Origin of the sequence: Nitrosomonas sp. Nm132, assembly GCF_900100485.1 — a bacterium.
Classification (GTDB): domain Bacteria; phylum Pseudomonadota; class Gammaproteobacteria; order Burkholderiales; family Nitrosomonadaceae; genus Nitrosomonas.
This window is the reverse complement of the sequence record NZ_FNDH01000024.1, coordinates 1-26,265: the sequence shown is the minus strand read 5'-3', so window position 1 is coordinate 26,265 and position 26,265 is coordinate 1. Positions and strand designations below refer to the sequence as shown.

Below are 26,265 nucleotides of genomic sequence, written 5' to 3'. Positions count from 1 at the left end.
AACATACATGAGCAAAGCGTTTGTAAAAGAAACCGATACAACGGACGAAATTGATGAAGAAGCATCTGTCTCACCACTACCCACGGGCAGCAAAAACTATATTACCCCAGGCGGCCATGCTCGCCTGACAGAAGAATATCTATGGTTGCTCAATAAGGAACGGCCTGATGTCACCGCAACGGTTGCATGGGCTGCTGGCAATGGCGATCGCTCCGAAAATGGCGATTACCTCTACGGCAAGAAACGGCTACGTGAGATAGACAAACGACTGCGTTTTCTATCCAAGCGGCTGGATATGGCCGAAATCGTCGACCCGACCGCGCCACGCGAAGATTCTTCACGCATCTTTTTTGGTGCTACTGTCTGCTACGCTGATCAGAACAGCCATGAAAAAACTGTTTCCATTGTCGGAATCGATGAAATCGACCCCTTGAGAGGTTATATCAGTTGGATCTCTCCAGTAGCGCGTGCGCTGATTTCTGCGCGTGAAGGCGACAGCGTCACCCTGCGCACCCCTTCGGGTATCGAGAAACTCGATGTCCTGTCAGTCGACTATCAACCGATTGCTATCCTGCCTTTTAAGCCAGTTACCTCAAAATAGCCCCCCCCCTCTAAATATACTGGACATACCTTCCTAACAATTAATGATGATATAGCCATACTATTAAGGAACTTGTGAATATAGATATCGTCTACTGATCATCTTTTAAAAGAACCCGCCAATTGAAATCAGCTTATTTAACGACAAATTTGTTTTAAAATAGTAAGCAAATCTCAGAAAGATGCAGATAGCAGGTAAGTATTTACCCCTGATTATCTCGCTTCCTTAATAACTTTAATTAATCACTCCTGAACCTTTAGTAATAAAAAAAGAATGAATATGCGCAATAAAATCCCACGTGTTGGCTTTGTTTCACTCGGTTGCCCCAAGGCTACCGTTGATTCCGAGCGCATTCTGACGCGTCTGCGGGCGGAAGGTTATCTTATTTCACCCAACTACGAAGATTCAGATCTGGTTGTGGTCAACACTTGTGGTTTTATCGACAGCGCTATTGCCGAATCGCTTGATGCTATTGGTGAAGCGCTCACTGAAAACGGCAAAGTCATTGTCACCGGATGCCTTGGCGCAAAAGGAAATATCGTGAAACAGGCACATCCCAACGTGCTGTCGGTCACGGGCCCACAAGCTACCGATGAAGTCATGGAAGCCATTCATACGCATTTACCCAAACTGCACGACCCTTATGTTGATCTGGTGCCGCCTCAAGGCATAAGACTGACACCCAATCATTACGCCTATGTAAAAATTTCTGAAGGCTGTAACCATCGGTGCACTTTTTGCATCATTCCCAGCATGCGTGGCAATCTCGTCAGCCGACCTGTCGGGGATGTCATGCAGGAGGCGCAAAGCCTGGTCGAGGCTGGCGTTAAAGAATTGCTAGTCATTTCCCAGGACACGAGCGCCTATGGGGTTGATCTGAAATACCGGACTGGTTTCTGGGGGGGCAAGCCAGTTAAAACACGCATTACTGAACTCGCGCAGGCAATGGGAGAATTGGGCGTATGGGTGCGCTTGCATTATGTCTACCCCTATCCGCATGTTGATGAGCTTATCCCGCTAATGGCAGAGGGTAAGATTGTTCCCTATCTGGATATTCCCTTCCAGCATGCGAATGCGCGCATTCTGAAATTGATGAAACGCCCCGCTGATAGCGAAGACGTGCTTACCCGCATACAGCAATGGCGCGCCATCTGCCCTGATATCACGCTGCGGAGTACGTTTATTGTTGGCTTCCCGGGTGAAACCGAAGCAGAATTCGAGGAGCTGCTAGATTTTCTTAAAACCGCTCAACTGGATCGCGTCGGTGCGTTCATGTATTCACCAGTTGAAGGTGCAGCTGCCAATAGTTTACCCCATCACGTTCATCCCGAATTACAGCAAGCGCGTTTAGCACGCTTGATGGCGTTACAGGAAGAAATCAGCGCTCAGCGCCTTGCACAAAAAGTGGGTAAAACTTTACAAGTGCTTGTTGATGAGGTCGATGAGCAAGGCGCAGTTGCACGCAGTCATGCTGATGCACCAGAAATCGATGGGCTAGTCTATGTGGAAAACGGCCAATCATTAGGTCAGGGTGATGTAGTAAAAGTACATGTTACGCATTCTGATGAGCATGATCTATGGGCGGAAATCATTTAATTGATTAGCGATAATAACCATTATCTATCTTAAAGGAGAACATTTTGGAGCTTATATTATGGCGCCATGCAGAAGCAGAGGATGGATTCCCCGATGCTGCACGCAAACTGACTGAAAAAGGGTTAAAGCAAGCTCATGATATGGCTCAATGGCTCAAACCCAGATTACCTAAGAAAGCACGCATCATTGTCAGTCCTGCTAAGCGTACTCAGCAAACTGCTCTGGCATTCAGCAATGATTTTGAAACGATTCAGGAAGTAGGAACCAGTGCAACCGTTGATATGATTCTCACTGCTACTAACTGGCCTTACACTGATGGCGCGGTACTTGTTGTAGGTCACCAGCCCACTTTGGGGAATATTGCCGCTTCATTGATCTGCAACAGCCGCGCCAGCTTTGGCATCAAAAAAGGAGCAATCTGGTGGTTTAGCTATAAGCAAAGCGCTGATACTGAAAATACTATCCTGCGCGCTGTCATGAATCCGGACATGGTGTAAACATAAAGCAAACACATTCTTTTTCTTGAATTGAGCCATGGCACGCTTGATTCTTTTCAATAAACCTTATGGTGTAATTTGTCAGTTTACACCCCAGATTGGATATCAATCATTAAAAGATTTTGTTCCAATACCTAATTTTTACCCGGCCGGGAGACTGGATATCGATAGCGAAGGGCTAGTATTACTCACCGATGATGGAAAACTACAGCATAAAATCAGCAATCCAAGGTTCAAGCAACCCAAGGTATATTGGGCGCAAGTAGAAGGTACACCCAATCAATCAGATCTTCAGCAGCTATGTGAGGGAATAATATTGAAGGATTATAAAACCCAACCTGCAAAAGTTCGTTTAATGGGTGAACCGACTCATCTTTGGTCACGAACCCCACCAATACGTTTTCGCAAAAATATTCCTACCTCCTGGATAGAACTTACCCTTACTGAAGGAAAAAATCGGCAGGTACGGCATATGACGGCAGCAATCGGGCTTCCTACGCTGCGATTGATTCGAATTGCTATTGGCAAATACACACTGACTGACCTTGATCCAGGTAAGTGGCGTATTCTTGAATAATTTACTACTTAGGGTAACCAGTAAAAAATTGGAAAATTCCTATAATAAAAATGTCACGAAATTTCTTGACTAACCTTATACATCTCTTTAGATTGCATCATTAGACATAGCTAGATTTTAAAGGAGGAATAAAACTAATATGGACATAGTTTCAGCACTATCAGGATTAATTGATCTACCATGGTGGGGATATATCATTGTTACTTTGGTAATTACCCATATCACGATTGCCGGCATCACAATTTACTTGCATCGCCATTCGGCCCACAGGGCATTGGATTTGCATCCTATCCCCAGTCATTTCTTTCGTTTCTGGCTATGGTTGACTACCGGTATGGTTACAAAAGAATGGACTGCGATTCATCGCAAGCATCATGCAAAATGTGAAACTTTGGATGATCCACACAGTCCTCAGATTTTTGGTATTAAAAAAGTACTGACTGAAGGAGCGGAACTTTATCGGTTAGAAGCAAAAAACAAAGAAACCATGGAAAGGTATGGGCACGGTACACCAGATGACTGGATAGAACGTAATGTTTACACAAAATATAGCGCATCCGGCATTGGGCTATTACTGATCATTCATTTCATTCTGTTTGGTCCTATTGGAATTACCATATGGGCAATTCAAATGCTCTGGACACCTGTGTTTGCTGCAGGTGTTATCAATGGTATTGGGCACTTCTGGGGATATCGCAATTTTCAAGCAGAAGATGCCAGTCGTAACATCGTTCCTTGGGGCATCCTGGTTGGAGGCGAAGAATTACACAACAACCACCACGCCTACCCTACTTCAGCCAGATTATCCAATAAATGGTTCGAATTCGATATTGGCTGGATGTACATACGCATTCTGGAAATGATGGGATTGGCAACTGTCAAGAAAACCGCACCCAAACTTAACATCAACAAAACCAAAACTGAATGTGACTTCGATACTCTGCAGGCAGTTATTGCTCATCGTTATGAAGTGCTGGCAAAATACTCGCAGTCTCTCAAAGCAATACTCAAGAAGGAAGTGGAACATTTACGGGAAGCCGCTACCCATTATGGAATAGATGGCAACACATTGAAACGGTGGATACTGGCAGATGCCAAAACCTTGCAAGAAGATGAACGCATCAAACTGAATCTGGTTTTAAGTAAAACCAAAAATCTTGATACAGTCTACACGATGCGTGAAGAACTTGCTGCAATATGGCAACGTTCTACTGCTTCCAAAGATGAACTCGTCAAGCAGCTTGAAGATTGGTGCCATCGCGCAGAAGAAAGTGGGATCGAAGTACTGGAGAAATTCTCACGTCAGCTACGCTGCTATGCATAATTAGGTTATAAACCAGGCAGAGACTCTGAAGTCAACCCCCCGGCAAAGCCGGGGGATTACCTCTTTGAGTTATATACTTCTTGTCCTTTGCTCGGTAGTGGCCTGTGATGGAAACTACCGACAATCATCTAACCCGAATATTTCATAAATTCGCGTGATGATCACGCAGGATTTTGATTAATAGGGAAGTTTTGAGAAGGAGTGGTGTAGTGACTCATACACCCGACTGAGCAAAATCTTTCTTATTAATCAAAAGACAAGTGAGGGCACATGCCAATTTATGAAATATTCGGGTCTAACACTTGTTTCTAGCTTTATATCAAAATAACATCATACTGCTCTTGCGAATAAGACACTTCCACCTGAAGGCTAATAGGTTTTTCAATAAAATCAGCTAGCTGTGCAAGACTCTGCGATTCTTCATCTAGAAATAAATCGATCACTTGCTGCGAAGCAAGAATGCGGAATTCATTAGCATCAAATTGTCGGGATTCTCGCAACAATTCACGTAAGATTTCATAGCAAACCGTTTGCGCTGTCCGGATTTGTCCGCGCCCCTGACAAGTTGGGCAGGGTTCACATAGGATGTGAGCAAGGCTCTCACGTGTCCGCTTTCGTGTCATTTCTACTAATCCTAAAGCAGAAAATCCATTGACAGCCATACGCGTTCTATCCTTCATCAAAGTCTTGTTGAGTTCTGCTAATACAGCATTTCTATGCTCTTCATTCTCCATATCGATAAAATCGATGATGATAATGCCACCCAAATTTCGTAAGCGGAGTTGCCGCGCTATGACCTGTGCTGCTTCTAAATTGGTTTTAAATATAGTGTCATCAAAATTACGTACCCCAATAAATCCGCCTGTATTAACATCCATGGTAGTTAGCGCCTCGGTCTGATCAATAATGACATAACCGCCTGATTTCAGATCAACCCGCCGCGCAAGTGATCGCTCAATTTCTTCTTCGACGCTATATAAATCGAATAATGGACGCTTCCCAGTATAATGATCGATTCTCCCTGCAACATTGCCCATATAGTTTTGAGCAAAGGCAATCATTTTCAGAAAAGTTTCTCGTGAATCTACCTGGATACGATGAGTATCATCATCGACAAAATCACGCAATACCCGATGGCTCAGATCTAAATCCTGATAAAGTAAAACAGGAAAATTAACCGTTAATGATTTATTCTGAATATCATGCCAAAGCTTATGCAGATACTCTATGTCTGCGTACAGATCTAATTCGCTTGCCGTTTCGGCCATCGTCCGTATGATGTAACCTCCTTTTGCATCAGCGGGAAGAATGTGTTGTAATTTTTCACGCAATAATTCACGTTCAAAATTATCTTCAATACGTTGGGAAACACCAATATGGGATTCCTGTGGCAAATAGACAAGCATTCGCCCAGCAATACTGATTTGAGTGGAAAGCCTTGCTCCCTTTGTTCCAATTGCGTCTTTAATCACTTGAACGAGTATATTACTTCCCTCGTGCAATAATCTTTCAATAGGCCGGCCTTGTTCACCATTTGAGCTCAATTCCTTGATATCTCCCACATGGAGAAATGCTGCCCGTTCCATACCGATGTCTATAAAAGCGGATTGCATACCTGGTAGTACTCGGCTAACCCGGCCATTATAAATATTACCAACGATGCCCCGGCTGCTCGCTCGCTCTATATGTAATTCCTGCACAACACCTTGCTCTATGACAGCAACACGTGTTTCCTGTGGTGTAACATTGATAAGAATCTCTTTACTCATTTAGGGAGTATAGTACAATTTCTTTTCCTGACTCTCAGGGAAATACCTTTATTCCAGACTCCTCTAGTAATTGAGTTGTCTCAAACAAGGGTAACCCCACGACCCCGCTATAACTACCAAAAATCTCGATAATAAAGGCTGCCGCCATACCCTGAATTGCATAAGCACCTGCTTTATCAAAGGCCTCGCCACTGGCGACACAAGCCCGAATCTCACGTTTACCAATATCACGAAATCGCACTGTAGTAATTGACAAACGATGCTTGACATCACCCTGTGAGCTTAAAGCAATACCAGTTAGAACCTGATGTGTTCTGCCTGAGAGGGTCGACAACATTTTCTCGGCTTCAGCAGCATCCTTAGGCTTCCCGAAAATACATCCATCCAATGCAACGATCGTATCAGCAACTAAAATAGGAAATAATGGCAATTTGCGCTGAATCAGACGCATCCACCCTGCCTCCGCCTTAGCATGAGTAATACGATAAACATAATCAGCTGGAGATTCGCTCGGAAAGGGTGTTTCATCAATATCGACAGGCCGAGATACGGTTTCTCGCATAAGAAGTACGCTATGTTTTACTCCAATTTGTTTCAGTAATTCTCTTCTACGGGAACTACGAGAGGCCAGATATATATAATTTTCGGCAAGTGTCATAATGCTTTGAGTCTGTGAAATGAGTGTTTTATTTCAATTTAAATTTTTCAACAACCTCTTTCTCGGCAGCAAATTCCCCATAACCTATTAATAATCCACCGCAAGTTATACACGATGGTAAGGATGTTGCCTGATAATTGATATGGCACGATACAGTTGTTCTGCCAATAATATGCGCGCTAAACCATGAGGAAGCGTTAGTCTGGAAAGTGCCAATACCTCATTGGCCATACTCTTGATATCACGATGCAACCCATCTGCACTACCAATAATAAATGCGACATCCCTTCCATTTCTCATCCAGTCAACTAATGCTTCGGCCAACTTAATTGTGGTGAATTGCTTACCTTGTTCATCCATAACTACAATGTAGCAATTTGGCGGTAATGCTGCTCGGATACGCTCACCCTCGGCAAATAACAATTGCTCGGTTTGCTTAGTACCTCGTTTCTCTGGCTTAATTTCGATCAGATAGATCGGGATTTCTCTTGGCATGCGCTGGTGATATTCCATAAAGCCAGTGACTATCCAATCTGGCATTTTATTTCCCACGGCTAGGATATGGAATTTCATTATTCAGATCACTCTATTTACATCAAGGAATTTTTTTCCTTAACTGCACTGGATTCTGCCCATAACGATTCCAAATCATAGTATTCACGGATAGCAGGCTGCATAATATGCACCACGACATCACCCAAATCTACCAATAACCATTCCCCAGTTTGCTCGCCTTCAATACTATAGACCTTACCTCCCGCAGCTTTTACTTTTTCTTGTACATGATTAGCTAATGCTTTAGTTTGACGCGTCGAGTTTGCGCTGGCAATAATCATGTAATCAAATAATGATGTGATTTTCCCTGCTTCCAGTACCAGAATATCTTGCGCCTTTAAATCTTCCAACGCAGCGGTGATTACCCTTAACAGCTCATCCGTTTTCATTTTTCCTCGTGTAGACGTGATGTGTGCCAATATAATTTAATACAATATCAGGAAGCAAATAACGTGCACTTTTTCCAGTAGCAATACAGGTTCTGATAGTTGTTGCTGAAATATCCAGTAGTGTTGTCGCTGTTGTAAGAATAAACCCAGATTGGGCAGACCTTAACATACTCACGTCGCCTGCCCAACGGCCTAGACATTCATCTTTTAACTTTAGCGGCAGACATGCCTGGCTTGCTAAAGAAACATGGCCTGGACGATTAACGATTACTAGATGACTTAATTCAAACAACTCGCGCCAAAGATACCAATTAGGCAGTTTCAAAAATGCATCTATCCCCATGATAAAACAGAATGCTATTTTCTTTCCTGAGAATTCATCTCTTAATTCACGAAGTGATTCCACACTATGACTCTCCCCAGAGCGTCTGATTTCTCGATCATCTAGCAGAAATCTTCCATTGTCATGAATTGCTCTTTGGAGCATGGTCATACGGTGATATTGCGAAGCAACAGGCTCATTACGCAAGCGTGGACGGCCTGCAGGAAGAAAACGCATTTCATCCAGTTGTAAAATTTCAACGAGTTCTTCTGCGATCCTTAAATGTCCAAAATGCACTGGATCAAATGTTCCCCCGTAGACTCCAATTAGGGAAAATGTATTATTAGACATTGTTTAATAGGCAATCTAGGAGAAGAGCTATCGAGAAATTATTCTCTGCTAGCAGAGTATGGTAACCTAGCACAGAAACTTTAAAATAATGCTAGACGCATATCCGCTAATATACTTGCCAAATGTGAAGTAAAACGAACAGCCGATGCGCCATCGATAACCCGATGGTCATAAGATAGCGACAGGGGAATAATCAAACGAGGAATAAACTCTCCATTACGATAAATGGGTTTTAAACTTGCCTGTGAGACTCCCAAGATCGCAACTTCGGGAGCATTGATAATAGGCGTGAAAGCAGTACCACCTATCCCCCCAAGACTCGAAATGGTAAAACTAGCACCTTGCATATCAGTTGGTTTTAATTTCCCTTCTCGGGCAAGTGAAGAAAGTTTTCCTAGCTCATCTGCTATCGTAATCACACCTTTTTGATCAGCATCCCGAATAACGGGCACGACGAGACCATTAGGTGTATCTACTGCAAATCCAAGGTGATAATAACGTTTGAGAACTAAACAAGACTCTTCATTACTACTATCCAGTGATGCGTTAAACTCAGGATATTTTTTCAATGCTGTAGTCGCAGCTTTCATAAGGAAAGCCAGTATGGTTAATTTGGTACCATGCTCTCGTTGGCTTTTGTTATATTCTTTCCTGAGTGCTTCTAGATCAGTAATATCAGCCTCGTCAAATTGAGTCACGTGTGGAATCATTACCCAATTGCGATGTAAATTAGCACCCGAGATTTGCTTGATACGCGATAATGGTTTTAATTCAACTGGTCCAAATTTTGCAAAATCGATACGAGGCCATGGCAATAAATCAAGCACACCACTACCCAGGCCCGTACTCTGTAATTTTGCCAGCTCTCGTTTAACAAAAGTCTGTATATCTTCTTTAAGGATACGCTGCTTTGGACCGCTCCCTACTATTCTGCTTAGATCCACGCCTAATTCTCTAGCAAAGCGTCTTACAGACGGCCCTGCATGTGGTTTCACTTCGGCCACATGATTGGGCTGATCCAGTGCTTCAAACTGTGTAGGGGACTGTGACTGCTTGCTTTGAAAAGATTCCTGAGTTATGGAAGGAATTCCGGTCGATATTTCATGCTTTAAACTTACTACATTAGCATCACTTTCTGTTTCTTCAGTCTGATCGGACTTAGCAGTAATAGTCTTATTCTCTTGTTCTGCAGAAACTTCCATGACGAGTATTTCAGATCCCTCAGAAACCTTATCGCCTGCTTTGACACTAATTTCCTTGACGGTGCCGGAATAAGGCGAAGGAACTTCAATGGTAGCCTTGTCTGATTCCAATGTGATAAGTGAATCCTCTACCTTAAGAATATCACCAACATTAACGAGGATCTCAATGACTGGCACATCCTTAAAGTCACCAATATCAGGAATCCGTACCTTTTTAATTTCACTCACACGCTTTCCTCAATCTACATTCAATCTATCAATCAGCAGCAAAACGGCTACTTTCTTGTTTGTATTAAATATACTCGCCATCTATTGCATAACCGGATCTGGTTTATCCGGATCGATGCCGAACGCTTTGATTGCCTGGATAACTTGTTTTGCCGGAATTTTACCTTCTTCTGATAAGGCCCTAAGTGCCGCAACTACAATGTAATAACGATCCACTTCAAAAAAATGTCTGAGTTTCTCACGCGTATCAGAACGCCCGAAGCCATCCGTGCCCAGTACACAATAGCGTCCCGGAATAAACGCACGTATCTGATCTGCATAGATCTTCATGTAATCAGTTGCAGCTACCACAGGTCCTTCGCGATCTTTAAGACAGCTTTCAACATAAGATAATTTAGCAGGCTCCGTCGGATGCAACATATTCCAGCGCGCAATACTGAGAGCCTCACGCCGTAATTCAGTAAAACTGGTGACACTCCAGATATCTGCGACCACACCATATTCCTGTTGCAGTATGTCTGCCGCTGCGATCACTTCACGTAATATGGCTCCAGAACCAAGCAGTTGTATACGTACTCCCTTACTTCGCTTACTGCCCTCCTTAAGTAAATAAATTCCTTTCAAGATACCCTGCTCGGCCCCTTTGGGAAGATCTGGGTGAGCATAATTTTCATTCATTACCGTGATATAGTAGAACACATCTTCCTGTTCCTGATACATGCGGCGCAAACCATCCTGAAGAATCACAGTCAGTTCGTAAGCGTAGGTAGGATCATAAGATATGCAATTAGGTATGGTGGAAGCAGCAAGATGGCTATGACCGTCTTCATGCTGCAATCCTTCACCATTCAGCGTGGTTCGTCCAGCTGTACCGCCCAGCAGAAAGCCACGGCAGCGCATATCACCGGCAGCCCAGATAAGATCGCCTACACGCTGAAAGCCAAACATGGAATAAAAAATGAAAAAAGGAATCATCTGCACGTGATGTGTACTATATGCTGTGGCCGCTGCTATCCAGGAAGACATGGCGCCTGCTTCATTAATCCCTTCCTGAAGAATCTGACCATGTTTATCTTCCTTGTAGAACATCAGCTGATCAGCGTCCTCGGGAGTATAAAGTTGTCCTACTGACGACCAGATACCAAGTTGGCGAAACATTCCTTCCATACCAAACGTTCGCGACTCATCAGCCACGATGGGCACGATATGTTTACTAATATTTTTATCCTTAGTCAGGATACTAAGAACGCGCACAAAAGCCATAGTCGTGGAAGACTCTCGTCCTTCGCCACTGCCTTTGAGTAATGTCTCGAATGCTGACAAAGGTGGAATTTGTAAGGCTTCTGCCTTACGCCGGCGATGATGCAAAAATCCTCCTAATGCCTCACGCTGCGCCTGCATGTAAGTAAACTCAGGAGAATCCTTATCAAATTTGAGATAGGGAATTTCATCTATTTTATCGTCCGGCACAGGAAGACCATATCGATCGCGAAATGCCTTAAGTGAGGTGGTACCCATTTTCTTCTGCTGGTGAGTAATGTTCTGCGCCTCACCTGATTCACCCATTCCATATCCCTTGACAGTCTTGGCAAGAATCACGGTAGGCTGTCCTTGGTGTTTGACTGCGGCAGCATAGGCTGCATAAACCTTGTGGGGATCATGGCCACCACGATTTAATCGCCAAATATCATCATCTGACATATTGGCAACCATTTCGAGTAACTCAGGATACTTACCAAAGAAATGCTTCCTGACATAAGCACCATCTCTTGCCTTAAAAGTCTGATACTCTCCATCCACACATTCCATCATGCGCTGTTGAAGAAGACCTTTAGTATCTTTCGCCAGGAGTGGATCCCAGTAGGAACCCCAGATTACTTTGATGACATTCCAGCCAGCCCCTCTAAACGTCGCCTCCAATTCCTGCACGATTTTACCATTACCCCTGACAGGACCGTCAAGGCGCTGAAGGTTACAGTTCACCACAAAGATCAGGTTATCCAGATTTTCCCGAGAGGCGAGTGAAATCGCGCCCAGCGACTCGGGTTCATCCATTTCACCATCGCCCGTGAAAACCCAAACCTTGCGTCCCTCGGTATGAGCTAACTGACGACTGCCCAGGTATTTCATAAAGCGCGCCTGATAGATCGCCATCAGTGGCCCCAACCCCATCGATACGGTTGGGAATTGCCAGAAATCCGGCATCAGCCATGGATGAGGATAAGAAGATAAACCTTTCCCTCCTATTTCCTGACGAAAATTATCAAGTTGTTCCTCAGTCAACACCCCCAGCAGAAATGCATAAGCATAAATTCCCGGAGATGAATGTCCCTGGACATAAACGAGATCACCTCCTTTCCGCTCACTTGCCGCCTGCCAGAAATGATTGTAACCGACGTCATATAAGGTCGCCGCTGAGGCAAAACTAGCAATATGCCCTCCTACATTGGTATTCCGATTGGCACGCGCAACCATCGCCAGAGCATTCCAGCGCACATAAGAACGAATACGGTGCTCTATTGCGTGATCACCAGGTGAACGCTCCTCTTTACCTAATGGAATCGTGTTGATATAAGCAGTATTGGCACTATAAGGAAGGTATGCACCGGAACGCCGCGCTTTTTCAACCAATTTCTCCAATAAATAGTGCGCACGTTCCGCTCCTTCATTGGCAAGCACAGACTCCAACGCATCCAGCCATTCCTGTGTTTCCTGTGGATCAATATCCTGTAAATTCATATTGAGTAGCCGCTCCGTATCTCGGTTTGGAAATAATATACTGGTAGTTTTAGTGAAAAATTACATAGCCGCCCTGGCACGCTCAGCTGCTTCAATGGCATTACTCATTAACATGGTAATCGTCATAGGCCCGACCCCTCCTGGAACGGGTGTAATATGACCGGCTTTCTCCTTTACCGACGTAAAATCCACATCGCCGCATAACGTCCCATCGTCCATACGGTTAATCCCGACATCAATCACTGTTGCACCTGATTTAACCATGTCAGCCGTAATCATGCGTGGCTTTCCGGTAGCCACTACTAGAATATCTGCATTTCGAGTATGTTCGGCTAAAATTCTTGTTTTAGATGTGCAAATGGTGACAGTGGCTCCTCTCTCCAGAAGCATCAATGATATCGGTTTACCCACAATATTGCTGCGCCCTACAACGACTGCATGTTGCCCTTCGATCAGCACATCTCGCTCCTTTAACATCATCATGACGCCATAAGGGGTGCAAGGATAAAATAAAGCATTACCCGTTGCGAGTGCGCCGACGTTACAAGGGTGAAATCCATCCACATCTTTCTCAATTGCAATAGCAGCGATGACTCGATGACTCTCAAAGTGAGGCGGCAAAGGCAGCTGTACTAATATACCGTGAATCTCTGGGTTTGCGTTTAATGCATGGATATGCTGAAGCACCGTCTCTTGAGATGTCTCACCTGGAAAATTATAAACTTCAGAGCGAATTCCTGATTCTCTACATGCTTTGGCTTTATTACGCACGTAAATACAGGAAGCTGGATCATCGCCTACCAGAATAACAGCCAAGCCAGATTGCATACCATGTTGTGCAAGATTCTCGGCGCGTATTTTTAATTCAGCACGGATTTTACCCGCAATTGCATTACCATCAATGATGTCAGCACTCATTACTTTATAAAAAATAGGCTAAATTGAATATTTATGCAAAAAAAAGATTTCTTTTTGGGTCACAACCATTATTGCCACAAAAAATCACAGCTGCATTTAATTTGATAGCAATCTGGATAACCCACAATGTTACTTTTTTGAACCAAGATTTAAAATAAGCATTCTAAACCTCATATCATTCTAGTTATACAGCAGGTGGAGTCTCTGAATGTTTACCTTTCTTGAATTTAAGACGATAAATTAGCAGGCCAATCAAAGATACTGAAATGACAAAAAGAAATGCGGTCAGTAAGCCAAAAGCCAGAATGAATATATCGCTACTTTCAGGCATAAAAATTGTGACAAACCATACTCCAGCAAAGCCCATCAATAAGCCGCCAAATAATATGATTTTTTTCCCTAGATCATAATGTCGCCATAAAGAACCTGAAACACCAATCTCATCAACATAATGATCAAAAATCTCAGCCAAACTCTCATCTCCCGGCTTTGATTCATGACCTATTGCTATCGCCAAAGCATCATCTCCATCTTCCAGCTTAGACATTTTCTTAAGAAAATCTACCTGCTTTTTCGCCCGTTTAGATTTAATACCATCCTTAACCATCATTGAACATAGCGTTGAAAACGCTTTTTCACGAGCCATTTCTGAAGAATTATGCTCTTCATAAAACCGCCACATCACTCCCACCAGATAAAGCTGAATCGTCATCTCTTTGAATTGAGGAGCAAAATCATAGCCTTTACCTTTGATATGTAAGATCTGCTCATTCAGCACTTCTCTCGCATGCTGAATGCAATCATCCAGCGTTACTGCTTCTTGATCGATCATTAAGTCTTCCATGCTTACAACCTTTATTTTCTTAAGCAAAATTTATAACGTACCATATTATATACTGAGTAGTGAGCAGTAAAACCCAGAAAATACTCGTCAGGCAACTAAAATAGTTACTGTGCATAAAAGTGTTCACCATTAAAACTGTAAACTTCGCCTGCCTCTTCCTCGTTATAATAATGCCTTATTAAACTGATTTTTTTATCATGACAGTATCAACTCAATGTAGCTTTAAATCGCATTTATCCCAGTTACTGCTCCTCGCTTCCAAAAAGATTCTTCCTCAGAATTACGAACTTAGTATTGAATTAGCGCGCCCTAAACAAGTTAATCATGGTGATTACTCAAGCAATCTAGCGATGCAATTGGCCAGGCATTTACACAAAAGCCCGCGTGAAATCGCCACAACACTTATTGATGCGTTACCTGACTCACCTTATCTAGAAAAAGCTGAAGTTGCAGGCAATGGATTTATCAATCTCTTTTTGAAGGTTTCAGCAAAACAGCAGTTCTTATCTGGCGTGTTACAACAGGGCGATAAATTTGGTCATAATAATCTAGGAAAAGGTAAAAAAATTCAGATTGAATTTGTTTCCGCGAATCCTACCGGGCCGCTACATGTAGGACATGGTCGTGGTGCAGCCTATGGCGCTAGCCTGGCAAACATTATGACCGCTAATGGTTATTCTGTCACCCGAGAGTATTATGTCAACGATGCAGGTAGACAGATGGATATATTAGCACTTTCTACCTGGTTACGTTACCTCGCGCAATGTGGATATGCCTTTCCATTTCCAGACAATGCTTATCAAGGCAAATACGTAATTGAAATGGCTAAGCTAATTCATGGCGCGCATGGTAATCGCTATATTCACCAATCCGATTTAATACTCCAAGAACTCACCCAAGTTGAAGCAGCGCTTGAAGATGATGAGCGCCTAGACCAGCTAATTGCTATAGCAAAAAAAACATTAGGAGAGGATTACGCTTATATTCACAATTTTGTTCTTACTGAACAACTAGGCGATTGCCGCAATGATTTAATGGAATTTGGCGTGGAATTTGATACCTGGTTTTCAGAACAATCACTGTTTGATAACGGCTTGGTTGGCCGGGCTATTCAATTACTGGATGAGAAAAATGCCTTGTATAAACAAGATGGTGCCACTTGGTTTCGCTCCACCTATTTCGGGGACGAAAAAGATCGTGTAGTACAGCGAGAAAATGGACATTACACTTATTTTGCTTCTGATATTGCTTATCATCTCAACAAATTTGAACGTAATTTTGTACATATCATCAATGTATGGGGTGCAGATCACCACGGCTACATTGCGAGAGTAAAAGGTGCAATCAACGCATTAGCACTTGATCCCAATATACTGGAAATTGCTTTGGTCCAATTTGCCGTACTCTATCGTGAGAGCAAAAAAGTACCTATGTCCACCCGCTCTGGAGAATTTGTTTCATTACGGGAATTGCGTCAAGAAGTCGGCAATGATGCAGCACGTTTCTTTTATGTACTACGCAAGAGCGATCAACATTTGGATTTTGACCTGGATCTTGCAAAATCACAGTCCAATGATAATCCAGTATATTATGTGCAGTATGCCCATGCGCGTATTTGTAGCGTACTCACTCAATGGGGTGAAGATGAAGCTATGCTCTCTACTATTGATACCGATTTGCTGACAAGCCAAGCAGAATTGATGCTTCTGCAAAAATTAATTGATTATCCAGATACACTAGAAGCAGCTGCAAATGAACGCGCTCCTCACCTACTTGCTTTTTATCTTAAGGACTTAGCCAGCGAATTCCATAGTTATTATAATTCAACTCGTTTTCTCGTATTGGAACAATCACTTAAACTGGCGAGACTAGCATTGATTGCAGCTATTCGGCAGGTGCTAGCAAATGGATTGAAATTACTAGGCGTAACCGCTCCCAGCAAAATGTAACTGAAACCATATATAGGAATTTTCATGAGCAGAGACTACAAATCTAAGAGTATGGCAACTGCAAGGAGCAGTGGTTCACTTATTCTAGGACTCTTTATCGGATATGCGCTTGGCATAGCAAGCGCAATAGGTGTATGGGTATTAATCAATCAGGCTCCAAGCCCATTTCTTACCGAAGAAAAGCTAGTCAAAAATAAACCTGATGAAAGTATTACCAAAAAAATACAGAATAACAGTGCTACCAAAGAAATTGATCAGGTCAGTGTAAACAAGCCTCGTTTTGATTTCTATAATATACTTCCAGGTATAGATGAACCTTTAACCGAAGAACCATTCGATCAAGTAACACAGTCAACTCCTACTATAATAAACAACGCGAATACGACAAGTGATTATTTCTTGCAAATTGGTTCGTACAAGAATGCAAATGAAGCAGAAAGAATGAAAGCAGAACTGGCATTACTAGGAATGATTGCTTCTGTTCAAACAACAGAATCTTCTGACAGAAGTACGTGGTACAGAGTGCGTATAGGTCCATACTCAAAAATCGATGAAATTGATCAAATGCGCGCCTCATTACAAGAAAATGGAATAGAAGCCAATTTTGTCAAGATTCCCAAGAAAATACCATAGCAATCCTGATTTGGTAGATTCTATTACTTAATAGAATCTATTTAACAATTTATAGAAGAGAAAAATAGAATGAATAAATTTTTTAAATTTTTCTTATTATTCATTGGCCTTAATCTGATAGTCACATTGACTGCGCATGCAGAAATCGTTGAGGGCCGCGATTATATCGTTCTCGCAACCCCCCAGCCTACTGAAGATAACCGAAGTATTGAGGTCATTGAGTTCTTTTGGTATGGCTGCCCACACTGCAATGAGCTACACCCCCATATAGATAATTGGCGCAGAAATGCTCCAAAGGATGTAAAATTCCGATATGTTCCAGCGATTTTCCGCACTAATTGGACTCCTGCCGCAAAAACTTTCTATGCGATGGAGATATTAGGCATAACCCAAGAATTTCATGATAAGGTGTACAAAGCTATTCATCGTGACAAAATTGATTTGTCCAAGGAAGCTATTCTATTCGATTGGATTGAGAAGCAAGGCATTGAACGGGAGAAATTTATCAATGCTTACAATTCCTTTTCTGTTCAAAATCAAGTAGCAAAAACTTCCCAAATGATAAGGCAATTCAAATTAACCGGTGTACCAGCCTTAGCGATCGATGGAAAATACATAACTAGTGGAAAGATGGGCGGTACACCACGCGATACGACTCAGGTATTAAATGAGTTAATTGACAAAGTGCGGAAAGATAGGAATTCGAAGTAAGTATCCTCCGGCAAAGCTGGAGGCTTTAATTTTGTGAGCTGCTCAAAGCAGCAAGATGGGGTTACTTACACGGCCCCTACCTTTGTGGCTACCTGAAGATGGCCTGTTATCACCACAGATTCATCTGATCCAAGCGCTTGTCTTCTTTCTCTTGGTGGCGAATTTACTCCCGTATCATTTGTTCATCTCGTCCCACCGTTGATACAAAGCAGCCTCTCGCACAAAAAAGTTGCGCTTATGCTCTCCGTACACCCGCGCCAGATGAATGGCACTCTTGCCCTTGATGTATCCGACTACTTGAGACACCGCGCGCTGCGGCGGAATCGATATCAGTATATGTGCATGATCCAGTATCAGATGTCCTCCTTCTATCCTGCTGTCTTTGTATTCGGCCAATCTCTTGAGAACATCCCCAAGGTTGTGGTCTCAATTGCACATACAACGTCTTCCTCCAGCATTTCGGTATGAATATGATGTGGTTTACTTGCACTCCCATTTACTATGGCTTAGGCTTTCGCTCTCGTCCATCTCGATTCTCCTTTCTTCGTGTGCTAGGCGGCTCACGAGTGGAGTTTCGCTGATGGACTCCCATATCTGTCAAACTTTTACTGTCACCCCGACATAGCAGGGGAATTTCCCGTCATGGGCTAATTATCCCGACACATAGAGACACCGTTCCAGGATAATTGCTTACTAACCCGAATATTTTATAAACTGGCACGTGCCCTCACTTGCCTTTTGATTAATAAGAAAGATTTTGCTCAGTCGGGTGTATGAATCACTACCCCCCCTCCTTCTCAAAACCTCCCTATTAATCAAAATCCTGCGTGATCATCACGCGAATTTATGAAATATTCGGGCTAAGTTATTTATGCAATATTATGCAATAAACGCCTAATTCTTCGCCCGACCAAGCTTTACAACCTCCTGAATATGCCTCAGGCCCCGCATGATTTGGGCAAGATGCCGACGATTCCTCGTTTGCAAAATAAAGTGCATGGTGGTGTAATCTTTATCACTTTCCATGGTAACATCATCGATATTCGAATCGTCCTTGGCAATTTCTGCGGCGACCCTAGCGAGTACACCGCGTTGATTTACTACTGTCATAGTAATACCAATCTCAAAAGTTCTGGTTATATCTTTACCCCACGTTACATCTAGTACATTCTCAGAGTTTCTCTGAATTTTCATTACGGCTGTACAATCATGCGTATGAATCACTAAGCCCTGATCTTTTTTAATCAACCCAACGATCATATCCCCTGGAATTGGATAGCAGCATCGAGCAAACTGTACTGTCATACCTTCCGTACCAAGGATCACCACAGGGTTACTTGTTGTTGTGCTAGTGACTTCGGATATCGACTCTCCAGGTACCGCTAAACGCTTAGCAATCACGGCTGAAAGCTGTTTTCCCAATGTGATATCTGCAAGCAATGCTTTTTTCGACTTAGCGCCGCTATCCCTGACAAGTCTTTCCCATTGTGTTTCATTAATTGTTTCAGGGTTGATGCCAAATGATAATAAAGCCTGATTTAGTAAACGTTCACCTAGTTTTACTGATTCATCATATTGAATGGTTCTAAGAAAATAACGAATGCTTGAACGCGCTCTTGCTGTAGCAACATAAGAGAGCCAGGCAGGATTGGGATTCGCATAGGGCGCAGTTACAATTTCTACTCGATCGCCGTTCTTTAGTTTAGTACGTAAGGGCGCATTCTCACCGTTAATCTTGGCTGCAACACAGCAGTTGCCCACATCTGTATGTATCGCATAAGCGAAATCAACTGCAGTGGAGCCTCTTGATAACTCAAGTATTTTTCCTTGTGGCGTGAACACATAGACCTCCCCGGGAAACAGATCGATCTTGAGGTGTTCCAGAAACTCAATAGAATCGGAAGAGTCACTCAATGTTTCCAGTAAGCTTTTTAGCCACTGATTTGTTTTTAGATGCAGTTCATTTACCTCTGTGCCATTATTTTTATAGAGCCAATGTGATGCAACGCCCATCTCAGCAATCCGGTGCATCTCATAAGTTCGGATTTGTATTTCTATCGGCAATCCATAAGGGCCCAGCAATGTATTGTGGAGTGATTGATAACCATTCAGCTTAGGAATCGCAATATAATCCTTAAATTTACCTGGTATGGGTTTATACAAACTGTGTAAGACTCCTAATGCCAGATAACACGAAGGAATATCCCTCACCAGGACACGAAAACCATAAATATCCAATACCTCCGAGAAGCTCAGTTGCTTCTCAACCATTTTCTTGTAGATACTATAAAGATGCTTCTCTCTCCCATTCACAATAGCATCTAAACCCGCATCTTCAAATCCATGTTTGATCGCATCAAGAATTTTTCCGACCACTTCGCGACGGTTTCCTCGCGCCGCCTTAGTCGCTTTTACCAACACCCTGTAACGATTAGGGTAGAAATAGCGAAAGCCCAGCTCCAGCAATTCTTGGTAAATGCTGTTTAAACCTAAACGATGAGCAATAGGTGCATAAATCTCCAAAGTCTCCCGTGCTATGCGACGCTGCTTTTCAGGGCGCATTACTTCCAGTGTTCGCATATTGTGCAAGCGGTCAGCCAATTTAATAAGAATGACTCTTACATCCTGCGCCATAGCCAATAGCATTTTACGGAAATTTTCAGCCTGCACATCAGCTTGAGTCTGGAATTCAATCTTCTCCAATTTGGAGACGCCATCTACCAGCTCGGCTACCGAGACTCCGAATCTCTCGCTAATTTCTTCCTTAGAAATAGTCGTATCTTCTACAACGTCATGTAATAATGCAGCAGCAAGCGTAATTGCATCTAGATGGAGTTCACAAAGAATACCAGCAACCGCCACGGGATGAGAAATATAAGGTTCACCAGTCTTACGAAACTGCCCAGAATGCGCACCTTGGCTAAAAAAATACGCATTCTTGAGTAAAGTTAAATCTTCAGGCTTAAAATATTTCGTTACTGCAGAAAATAACAACGCGGCTTCTGGCGTTACCACAGAAGAGTTCGATAATGAAAGCTCTGGCATAAGAGTTCCCCCATTTTTCGCTGGGCTAATTTAACTTTATTTTACAAACAATAGACAAGGTCTTTGTAATCTCAGCTACGGCGCTGGAATTACAAATATTTCTGGTCAAGAACACTATAACTAGAGTTCTGCATCAATACTCAGGATGCTTCTGAATTTATAGCGTTCTTTATATTGTGCAAGACTAGAGGGATGAAGTTAAGAAAAGTCTTAACAAACAATTTGATAATGCTACAAATTCTATCGCCACACAATCTGTTATTTAGCAAAATATAGATTGTTTTCGTTTCTTTACTGTAATTGTCTAATTTTTACTAAAAATTTTCTCAATCTCAACGTATGGTATTAAGAATATCAATACCTATCTTACCCTTAGCTAATTCGCGTAACGCAATGACAGTAGGCTTATCTCGAGCAGCATCTACCATCGGAGTAGAGCCAATGGCTATTTGTCTTGCTCGAGTAGTTGCTGCCAATGTCATATCAAAACGATTAGGAATAATTTTTAAACAATCATCAACGGTAATACGAGCCATAAATTACACCTTTTATTTTTTATTAAAAAATTTCACCAATAAGATACCGTTTATTTAAATTGCGCTACTAGTGCACGTTGTTTGACCAGCTGATGCATTATTCTTAGGCGTTCTGCTCGAATAACACAACAAATATCTTTGAGCGCCTCGTCTAATTCGTTATTAATAACAGCATAATCAAATCTGTTCACTTGTTTTATCTCTTCACGAGCTGCTTCCAAGCGGCGCGCTATTGTTTCTGGATCATCCTGTCTACGTTGTTTCAAACGAGCTTCTAACAATGCCAGAGAAGGAGGTAAAATAAAAATGCTTACTGCCTGAGGAAAAACCTGGCGTATCTGCTGAGCTCCCTGACAATCGATTTCCATCAAAACATCTTGACCCAATGCCATGGTCTCTTCAACCCAATGTTGTGAGGTGCCATATAAGTTTCCGTAAACTTCTGCGCTTTCAAGAAATTCACCTCTCTCTAACATTTGTTTGAAAACATCCCGACTGACAAAGAAATAATCTTGACCGTTTACTTCATTGGAACGTGGTTGACGAGTAGTATGCGAAATAGACAAACTCAAATTAATGCTGGTTTGAAGTAACGCTTTGATCAAACTGGTCTTACCAGCCCCTGAAGGAGCACTAATTATAAATAAGCTACTCATTTTTTGATTATATTGGATCTCCGCTGCATTTTGAGAAGAAAATTTCTATTTAATAAGCGAGTATTTAGTATCCGCAATCACCTCAGTATTTCCGATCTGAAATTTAATATCTTAAAATTAAACTCCTGATGGAAAACCTGAGTTCAAGTTATCTTAATGTAATCCGTGTTTCTCAAAATAGCGCTGGTGATAATCTTCAGCAGAGTAGAACTCAGTAGCAGGTAAAATTTCAGTTACGATCGGATCCCGCCAATGCCCGCTTTGCTGCAATGCATCCCGCGATTGCTTCGCCGCAATCTCTTGTTCTGGCGTATAAAAAAATATAACTGACCGATATTGAGATCCTCTATCAGGTCCCTGGCGATTAAGGGTAGTAGGATTATGGCAATTCCAGAAGGTATCCAGCAAATTTCTAAAGGAAATCACTGAAGGATCATATTTTACCAGTACAACTTCTGCGTGACCTGTCTGATCTGAGCAAACATCCTGGTAGGTAGGATGGCGAGTATGACCACCGGCATACCCACTGGTGACATCACATACACCATGGATGCCACGAAAAGTAGCTTCAACACCCCAAAAGCAGCCAGCACCAAAGATAATCTTCTCCATCATCATTGCTCAAAATATGTTTCCAAGAGTATAGGAATGGTAAAGTTATCAATAAACAATCTTTACTCATTTGAGAATCAAAATAATGTATCTCTATTCATTAGATCATAAAAACCAAAACAAAAGGCCGATACGCCTTTATCACGCATCGGCCTCTCTCCATCACTCGCCTTATTTGAGCGTCAGAATAAAGTCTGCTAGAGCCTTAGCATCCGCATCGCTAACTTTTACATTCGGTGGCATTGGAATAGTTCCCCATACACCATTACTACCATTTTTTATTTTTCCTGCCAGGTAATCGGCCGCACCCTCTTGGCTTACGTATTTTGCAGCGATATCTTTAAGTGCAGGTCCAACCAACTTGGTGTCAACTTGATGGCAGTTCAGGCAGCCGCTGCTTTTTGCCAATTCAGCACTTGCTTGAACACCGCCAACCCATAATACGGTAGATGCTGCCATTATTCCTAACCATATTTTTCTCATCATTTTTTCCTTATTTGAATTATAAAGGGAATAACATTCTACCCTTAACTTCGCAGACTTGCAGCAATTCCTGTAAATCGGTGATTTCCGGCAAACACCTCTCACCTTGGCAAACCCAAGCATTGACATCTTTATCTACGGGTAAGGCTTTGTTCAGAGATTGGGGTAATCCAGTTAGTTCCATCGGTAACGCCAGAACCATCATTTCCGGCGCACCGAATACTAATGCCCGATGCCACTCAGTGAGTGCAGGGTTTTTTCCACGCAAAATAACGATTTGTGGTGGCGTAAGCCATTCTTCCAACGCCATCAATAAACTACAGTAGGAACTGGCATGTCGCCGCATTCCAGAATAAAACAATTTAAGCGTACGTTCAGCTGACTGCAAATAACGATATTCTCCAAGCAAATGGCCAAGTCGTTGCAACGATATCGCCGCCAAACCATTACCTGACGGTATTGCATTATCCTGACCTATCTTGGGTCGATGAATAAGCTTCTCATGATCATGACTTGTAAAAAAAAATCCACCTAATTGCTTATCTTCAAACTGATCCAGCATGATGTCGGCCAATGCAATAGCAAAATCAAGATCAGACTGACGAAATTCGACTTGCACGAGCACTAACAAGCCATTTAGCAAAAACGCATAATCATCGAGATATGCATTGAGATGTGCTTTGCCATCCTTGTGGACAGCCAGTAGCCGATTGTTCTTCCAAAGGGTGGTGCTAATAAAATCTACTACCTGCATAGCGGAATGCACCCATTCTTTATGCTGAAAAATCATTCCTGCCCGCGCCATGCCCTTGATCATCAAGCCGTTCCAGCTAGTCAGGATTTTTTTGTCACGACCAGGATGAACACGCTGTTCCCGTATATTGAAAAGCTTCCGCCGCGCTGATTCAATCCGCTGTCGCACTTCCTCCTCGCTCACCCCCATTTCGTTAGCTATGACTGCAGCAGATTGATCAATTTCAAGATGCCAGTATTTGTTTTCAAAATTAGGAAAATGTGAAAGGCTATAGTAAGGAACAATCACAGCATATTCATCGGGTGGCAGGATTTGCACGATCTGATTTTTATCCCAAACGTAAAATTTCCCCTCTTCATGCTCTGAATCTGCATCCAATGCCGAGTAATAACCTCCTTTTTTTTGATCGGATTGCATTTCCCGCATCACCCAGGTAGCCGTCTCTTCCGCAATTCGCTTGAATAAAGGATCACGAGTTGCAAGCCAGGTATCCGAATAGAGCTGTAACAAGGGACCGTTGTCGCAAAGCATCTTCTCAAAATGGGGAATACGCCAGTACTGATCGGTACTGTAACGGTAAAACCCTCCCCCCAACTGGTCGTAAATGCCACCCTTAGCCATTCCTTCCAGGGTATAAACCGTCATATGTAAAGCTTGCTTATCACCTTCTGAAAAATAACATCTCAAGCAAAATTCCAGCTCGGCTGGGTGAATAAATTTTGGTGCAGAACCAAAACCACCCCATTCCCGATCAAAATTTGCAAAAAGCTGTGTGATTGCCTGATCAATGAGATGACGGGAAAATGCAGGAATATTAGTACCCGAAGTAGGTAATGTCTCTGCAAACATTTTCAGCAGCGCAGTATTTTGCTGCTCAATATCTTCACTACGCGTATGATACAGCTCCACAATCTTTGGCAATAAATCAAGAAAACCAGGTATACCGTGACGAGGCTCTTTGGGAAAATAAGTACCTGCGAAAAAAGGCTTTTGCTCAGGCGTCAGGAACAAAGTTAACGGCCAGCCGCCATGACGCTGGTTAAGCATGAAATATGCAGCCTGATATATCTGATCGAGATCAGGGCGCTCCTCACGATCCACTTTGATATTGATAAAATGTTCATTCATCACTGCCGCCACTTCCGAATCCTCGAATGACTCATATGTCATGACATGGCACCAATGGCATGCCGAATAACCAATAGAAAGCAAAATAGGCTTATTTTGGTCACGTGCTAGTGCAAGCGCTTCCTCACCCCACGGGTACCACTCAACGGGGTTATTTGCATGCTGCAAAAGATAGGGACTTGTTTCACTTGCCAGATGATTGGACATGGCATTGTCTAATAAATGGTTGATTATTCACTAACATATAGTCAGCAACGCGACCCGCCGTCTGATCTTTTCTTTAACAGGCTGTTAAAAACTCGGCATTTTGATTCTGAAATTTCTCTTTTAAAAGACTGCAAGCACTTTGATTGTTTTTTTGCAGATCTATTTTTACCAAAGACGCTCATTCCTTGATCAGTTTCTGTCCGAGCTTCCTGTAAATCCTGATCCTTTGTTCTTACCCGCCGGTCAAACTTCCGATGCACACCAGATCGTAAATCGCGGCAACAAACCGGAACTGCCCGCTGATTTTCTTGCGCCCGGCCAACTTCAGTTTACCCATCCCGCCCACCGTTTTCATCCAACCCAATACTTCCTCGATCCATTTGCGAATCTTCAGACTGATCGCGTAGCCCTCACTCTGGAAAATATCATCCGGCATGGCGCTGCCTTTGCGTTTGCCCACCACATGCGGGATCATGCCCAGCGATCGCGCTGCTTTGATGTGCTCATCCACATCGTAGCCGCGATCTTCCCTCACTGTGGCTTCCAGTTTGGCAAATGTTTGTCACAGCTCAGTTCCGCCCACTCAGTCATGATGCTTGACACCCGTGAAAAAATACCCAGCCCAACAAACCAGCGGTACAGCAGGTTGTATTCGATGTGCGCGACCAGTTACCGTTCGGAGCGAATGGCAAACAACACCTGGAGCAGCGATGCTCGCAACAACCACTCCGGCGGTATCGAAGGACGGCCTTCCCTCGAGTAAATAGCACCACGCTGCTGATCCATTTGCTTAAGAAGCTGTCTGGCAAAACATTAGACGCATTTTGCAAGTGTTATTTTCATCATGGCGATTCGAATCATATTTTCGGCAGTGCCTGGCAGGATTTCGAAGTCCTTTGATAAACGGCGAAAGTTACCCAGCCAGGAGAACGTGCGTTCGACTACCCACCGCTTCGGTAAAACAGCCCATTTACCTTCGAT

General features: G+C 42.9%; 25 protein-coding genes and 2 pseudogenes. 8 read left to right on the top strand and 19 right to left on the bottom strand.

Translation table 11 applies throughout. From position 1 onward, the window contains the following. Positions 1-7: 7 nt before the first annotated feature. The 5 genes from greB (at position 8) to BLP80_RS09595 (ending at position 4,595) form a co-directional block, all read left to right on the top strand. Positions 8-601, top strand: coding sequence for a transcription elongation factor GreB (gene greB, locus BLP80_RS09615; protein ID WP_090542697.1), 594 nt, complete (start codon positions 8-10; stop codon positions 599-601). Positions 602-880: 279 nt separating this feature from the next. Then, positions 881-2,197 (top strand): 30S ribosomal protein S12 methylthiotransferase RimO, encoded by a 1,317-nt coding sequence (rimO, locus tag BLP80_RS09610; RefSeq protein WP_090542695.1) that lies wholly within the window; start codon positions 881-883, stop codon positions 2,195-2,197. A 44-nt stretch (positions 2,198-2,241) separates the two neighbouring features. Continuing rightward, a complete protein-coding gene (locus BLP80_RS09605; RefSeq protein WP_090542692.1) occupies positions 2,242-2,694 on the top strand; it encodes a SixA phosphatase family protein in 453 nt (150 codons plus the stop codon). 37 nt (positions 2,695-2,731) lie between these two features. After that, a complete protein-coding gene (locus BLP80_RS09600; protein ID WP_090542690.1) occupies positions 2,732-3,271 on the top strand; it encodes a pseudouridine synthase in 540 nt (179 codons plus the stop codon). Positions 3,272-3,410: 139 nt separating this feature from the next. Continuing rightward, positions 3,411-4,595 (top strand): DesA family fatty acid desaturase, encoded by a 1,185-nt coding sequence (locus BLP80_RS09595; RefSeq protein ID WP_090542688.1) that lies wholly within the window; start codon positions 3,411-3,413, stop codon positions 4,593-4,595. 314 nt (positions 4,596-4,909) lie between these two features. On the opposite strand, the gene rng is transcribed toward BLP80_RS09595, so the two are convergent. The 9 genes from rng to BLP80_RS09550 all read right to left on the bottom strand — a co-directional run bounded on the left by rng (position 4,910) and on the right by BLP80_RS09550 (position 14,558). Next, a complete protein-coding gene (gene rng, locus BLP80_RS09590) occupies positions 4,910-6,364 on the bottom strand; it encodes a ribonuclease G (protein ID WP_090542686.1) in 1,455 nt (484 codons plus the stop codon). Positions 6,365-6,398: 34 nt separating this feature from the next. Beyond that, positions 6,399-7,022 (bottom strand): Maf family protein, encoded by a 624-nt coding sequence (locus BLP80_RS09585; protein ID WP_090542684.1) that lies wholly within the window; start codon positions 7,020-7,022, stop codon positions 6,399-6,401. 105 nt (positions 7,023-7,127) lie between these two features. After that, on the bottom strand, positions 7,128-7,595 hold the full coding sequence (gene rlmH, locus BLP80_RS09580; protein WP_090542682.1) for a 23S rRNA (pseudouridine(1915)-N(3))-methyltransferase RlmH: 468 nt from the start codon (positions 7,593-7,595) through the stop codon (positions 7,128-7,130). 17 nt (positions 7,596-7,612) lie between these two features. Next, positions 7,613-7,966: a ribosome silencing factor gene (gene rsfS, locus BLP80_RS09575; protein WP_090542681.1), complete on the bottom strand. Its 354-nt coding sequence runs from the start codon at positions 7,964-7,966 to the stop codon at positions 7,613-7,615. Beyond that, positions 7,953-8,639 carry a nicotinate-nucleotide adenylyltransferase gene (nadD, locus tag BLP80_RS09570; protein ID WP_090542678.1) on the bottom strand — a complete coding sequence of 229 codons (687 nt, stop codon included), beginning with the start codon at positions 8,637-8,639 and terminating at the stop codon, positions 7,953-7,955. The genes rsfS and nadD overlap by 14 nt, the downstream gene beginning before the upstream one ends. A gap of 80 nt (positions 8,640-8,719) precedes the next feature. Further along, positions 8,720-10,069 (bottom strand): dihydrolipoyllysine-residue acetyltransferase, encoded by a 1,350-nt coding sequence (gene aceF, locus BLP80_RS09565; RefSeq protein ID WP_090542676.1) that lies wholly within the window; start codon positions 10,067-10,069, stop codon positions 8,720-8,722. An 81-nt stretch (positions 10,070-10,150) separates the two neighbouring features. After that, the gene (gene aceE / locus BLP80_RS09560) at positions 10,151-12,808 is read right to left on the bottom strand and encodes a pyruvate dehydrogenase (acetyl-transferring), homodimeric type (protein WP_090542674.1); all 2,658 of its coding nucleotides are present in this window, start codon (positions 12,806-12,808) and stop codon (positions 10,151-10,153) included. A gap of 60 nt (positions 12,809-12,868) precedes the next feature. Further along, positions 12,869-13,726, bottom strand: a complete 858-nt coding sequence (folD, locus tag BLP80_RS09555; protein WP_090542672.1) for a bifunctional methylenetetrahydrofolate dehydrogenase/methenyltetrahydrofolate cyclohydrolase FolD — start codon at positions 13,724-13,726, stop codon at positions 12,869-12,871. A 184-nt stretch (positions 13,727-13,910) separates the two neighbouring features. After that, entirely contained in the window at positions 13,911-14,558 is a 648-nt protein-coding gene (locus tag BLP80_RS09550; protein WP_256325033.1) for a hypothetical protein, read from the bottom strand. Positions 14,559-14,767: 209 nt separating this feature from the next. Between BLP80_RS09550 and argS the strand changes: the two genes are divergently transcribed. The 3 genes from argS (at position 14,768) to BLP80_RS09535 (ending at position 17,863) form a co-directional block, all read left to right on the top strand. Beyond that, entirely contained in the window at positions 14,768-16,519 is a 1,752-nt protein-coding gene (argS, locus tag BLP80_RS09545; protein WP_090542667.1) for an arginine--tRNA ligase, read from the top strand. 24 nt (positions 16,520-16,543) lie between these two features. Then, positions 16,544-17,152, top strand: a complete 609-nt coding sequence (locus BLP80_RS09540) for an SPOR domain-containing protein (protein ID WP_090542664.1) — start codon at positions 16,544-16,546, stop codon at positions 17,150-17,152. 69 nt (positions 17,153-17,221) lie between these two features. Continuing rightward, positions 17,222-17,863: a thiol:disulfide interchange protein DsbA/DsbL gene (locus tag BLP80_RS09535; RefSeq protein ID WP_090542662.1), complete on the top strand. Its 642-nt coding sequence runs from the start codon at positions 17,222-17,224 to the stop codon at positions 17,861-17,863. A gap of 163 nt (positions 17,864-18,026) precedes the next feature. On the opposite strand, the pseudogene tnpA reads toward BLP80_RS09535, so the two are convergent. From tnpA to BLP80_RS09490, 10 genes and pseudogenes are all read right to left on the bottom strand, one after another. After that, positions 18,027-18,391 (bottom strand): annotated as a pseudogene (tnpA, locus tag BLP80_RS09530) (IS200/IS605 family transposase). Positions 18,392-18,757: 366 nt separating this feature from the next. Continuing rightward, complete coding sequence (locus tag BLP80_RS09525) at positions 18,758-20,908, bottom strand: RelA/SpoT family protein (protein WP_090542660.1); 2,151 nt, start codon at positions 20,906-20,908, stop codon at positions 18,758-18,760. A 332-nt stretch (positions 20,909-21,240) separates the two neighbouring features. Beyond that, entirely contained in the window at positions 21,241-21,444 is a 204-nt protein-coding gene (rpoZ, locus tag BLP80_RS09520; RefSeq protein ID WP_090542658.1) for a DNA-directed RNA polymerase subunit omega, read from the bottom strand. Between the two features lie 50 nt (positions 21,445-21,494). Further along, complete coding sequence (gene gmk, locus BLP80_RS09515; RefSeq protein WP_090542656.1) at positions 21,495-22,100, bottom strand: guanylate kinase; 606 nt, start codon at positions 22,098-22,100, stop codon at positions 21,495-21,497. A 153-nt stretch (positions 22,101-22,253) separates the two neighbouring features. Continuing rightward, entirely contained in the window at positions 22,254-22,712 is a 459-nt protein-coding gene (gene msrA, locus BLP80_RS09510) for a peptide-methionine (S)-S-oxide reductase MsrA (RefSeq protein ID WP_256325032.1), read from the bottom strand. 171 nt (positions 22,713-22,883) lie between these two features. Then, the gene (locus BLP80_RS09505) at positions 22,884-23,195 is read right to left on the bottom strand and encodes a c-type cytochrome (protein ID WP_090542652.1); all 312 of its coding nucleotides are present in this window, start codon (positions 23,193-23,195) and stop codon (positions 22,884-22,886) included. Positions 23,196-23,214: 19 nt separating this feature from the next. After that, entirely contained in the window at positions 23,215-25,284 is a 2,070-nt protein-coding gene (locus BLP80_RS09500; protein ID WP_090542650.1) for a thioredoxin domain-containing protein, read from the bottom strand. Positions 25,285-25,516: 232 nt separating this feature from the next. Beyond that, entirely contained in the window at positions 25,517-25,819 is a 303-nt protein-coding gene (locus BLP80_RS09495) for a hypothetical protein (RefSeq protein WP_090542649.1), read from the bottom strand. 137 nt (positions 25,820-25,956) lie between these two features. After that, positions 25,957-26,046 (bottom strand): annotated as a pseudogene (locus tag BLP80_RS16660) (transposase); the annotation flags it as partial. Positions 26,047-26,097: 51 nt separating this feature from the next. Next, on the bottom strand, positions 26,098-26,265 hold a 168-nt coding region (locus BLP80_RS09490), incomplete at its 5' end, for a transposase (protein WP_143002210.1).

Coding starts and splice junctions, on each gene's coding strand:
- msrA (WP_256325032.1), bottom strand. CDS start 22,712: ATGGAGAAGATTATCTTTGGTGCTGGCTGCTTTTGGGGTGTTGAAGCT.
- BLP80_RS09600 (WP_090542690.1), top strand. CDS start 2,732: ATGGCACGCTTGATTCTTTTCAATAAACCTTATGGTGTAATTTGTCAG.
- BLP80_RS09525 (WP_090542660.1), bottom strand. CDS start 20,908: ATGCCAGAGCTTTCATTATCGAACTCTTCTGTGGTAACGCCAGAAGCC.
- argS (WP_090542667.1), top strand. CDS start 14,768: ATGACAGTATCAACTCAATGTAGCTTTAAATCGCATTTATCCCAGTTA.
- nadD (WP_090542678.1), bottom strand. CDS start 8,639: ATGTCTAATAATACATTTTCCCTAATTGGAGTCTACGGGGGAACATTT.
- greB (WP_090542697.1), top strand. CDS start 8: ATGAGCAAAGCGTTTGTAAAAGAAACCGATACAACGGACGAAATTGAT.
- BLP80_RS09595 (WP_090542688.1), top strand. CDS start 3,411: ATGGACATAGTTTCAGCACTATCAGGATTAATTGATCTACCATGGTGG.
- BLP80_RS09540 (WP_090542664.1), top strand. CDS start 16,544: ATGAGCAGAGACTACAAATCTAAGAGTATGGCAACTGCAAGGAGCAGT.
- rpoZ (WP_090542658.1), bottom strand. CDS start 21,444: ATGGCTCGTATTACCGTTGATGATTGTTTAAAAATTATTCCTAATCGT.
- BLP80_RS09535 (WP_090542662.1), top strand. CDS start 17,222: ATGAATAAATTTTTTAAATTTTTCTTATTATTCATTGGCCTTAATCTG.
- aceE (WP_090542674.1), bottom strand. CDS start 12,808: ATGAATTTACAGGATATTGATCCACAGGAAACACAGGAATGGCTGGAT.
- BLP80_RS09500 (WP_090542650.1), bottom strand. CDS start 25,284: ATGTCCAATCATCTGGCAAGTGAAACAAGTCCCTATCTTTTGCAGCAT.
- rng (WP_090542686.1), bottom strand. CDS start 6,364: ATGAGTAAAGAGATTCTTATCAATGTTACACCACAGGAAACACGTGTT.
- BLP80_RS09585 (WP_090542684.1), bottom strand. CDS start 7,022: ATGACACTTGCCGAAAATTATATATATCTGGCCTCTCGTAGTTCCCGT.
- BLP80_RS09505 (WP_090542652.1), bottom strand. CDS start 23,195: ATGAGAAAAATATGGTTAGGAATAATGGCAGCATCTACCGTATTATGG.
- rimO (WP_090542695.1), top strand. CDS start 881: ATGCGCAATAAAATCCCACGTGTTGGCTTTGTTTCACTCGGTTGCCCC.
- gmk (WP_090542656.1), bottom strand. CDS start 22,100: ATGAGTAGCTTATTTATAATTAGTGCTCCTTCAGGGGCTGGTAAGACC.
- BLP80_RS09550 (WP_256325033.1), bottom strand. CDS start 14,558: ATGATCGATCAAGAAGCAGTAACGCTGGATGATTGCATTCAGCATGCG.
- rlmH (WP_090542682.1), bottom strand. CDS start 7,595: ATGAAATTCCATATCCTAGCCGTGGGAAATAAAATGCCAGATTGGATA.
- rsfS (WP_090542681.1), bottom strand. CDS start 7,966: ATGAAAACGGATGAGCTGTTAAGGGTAATCACCGCTGCGTTGGAAGAT.
- folD (WP_090542672.1), bottom strand. CDS start 13,726: ATGAGTGCTGACATCATTGATGGTAATGCAATTGCGGGTAAAATCCGT.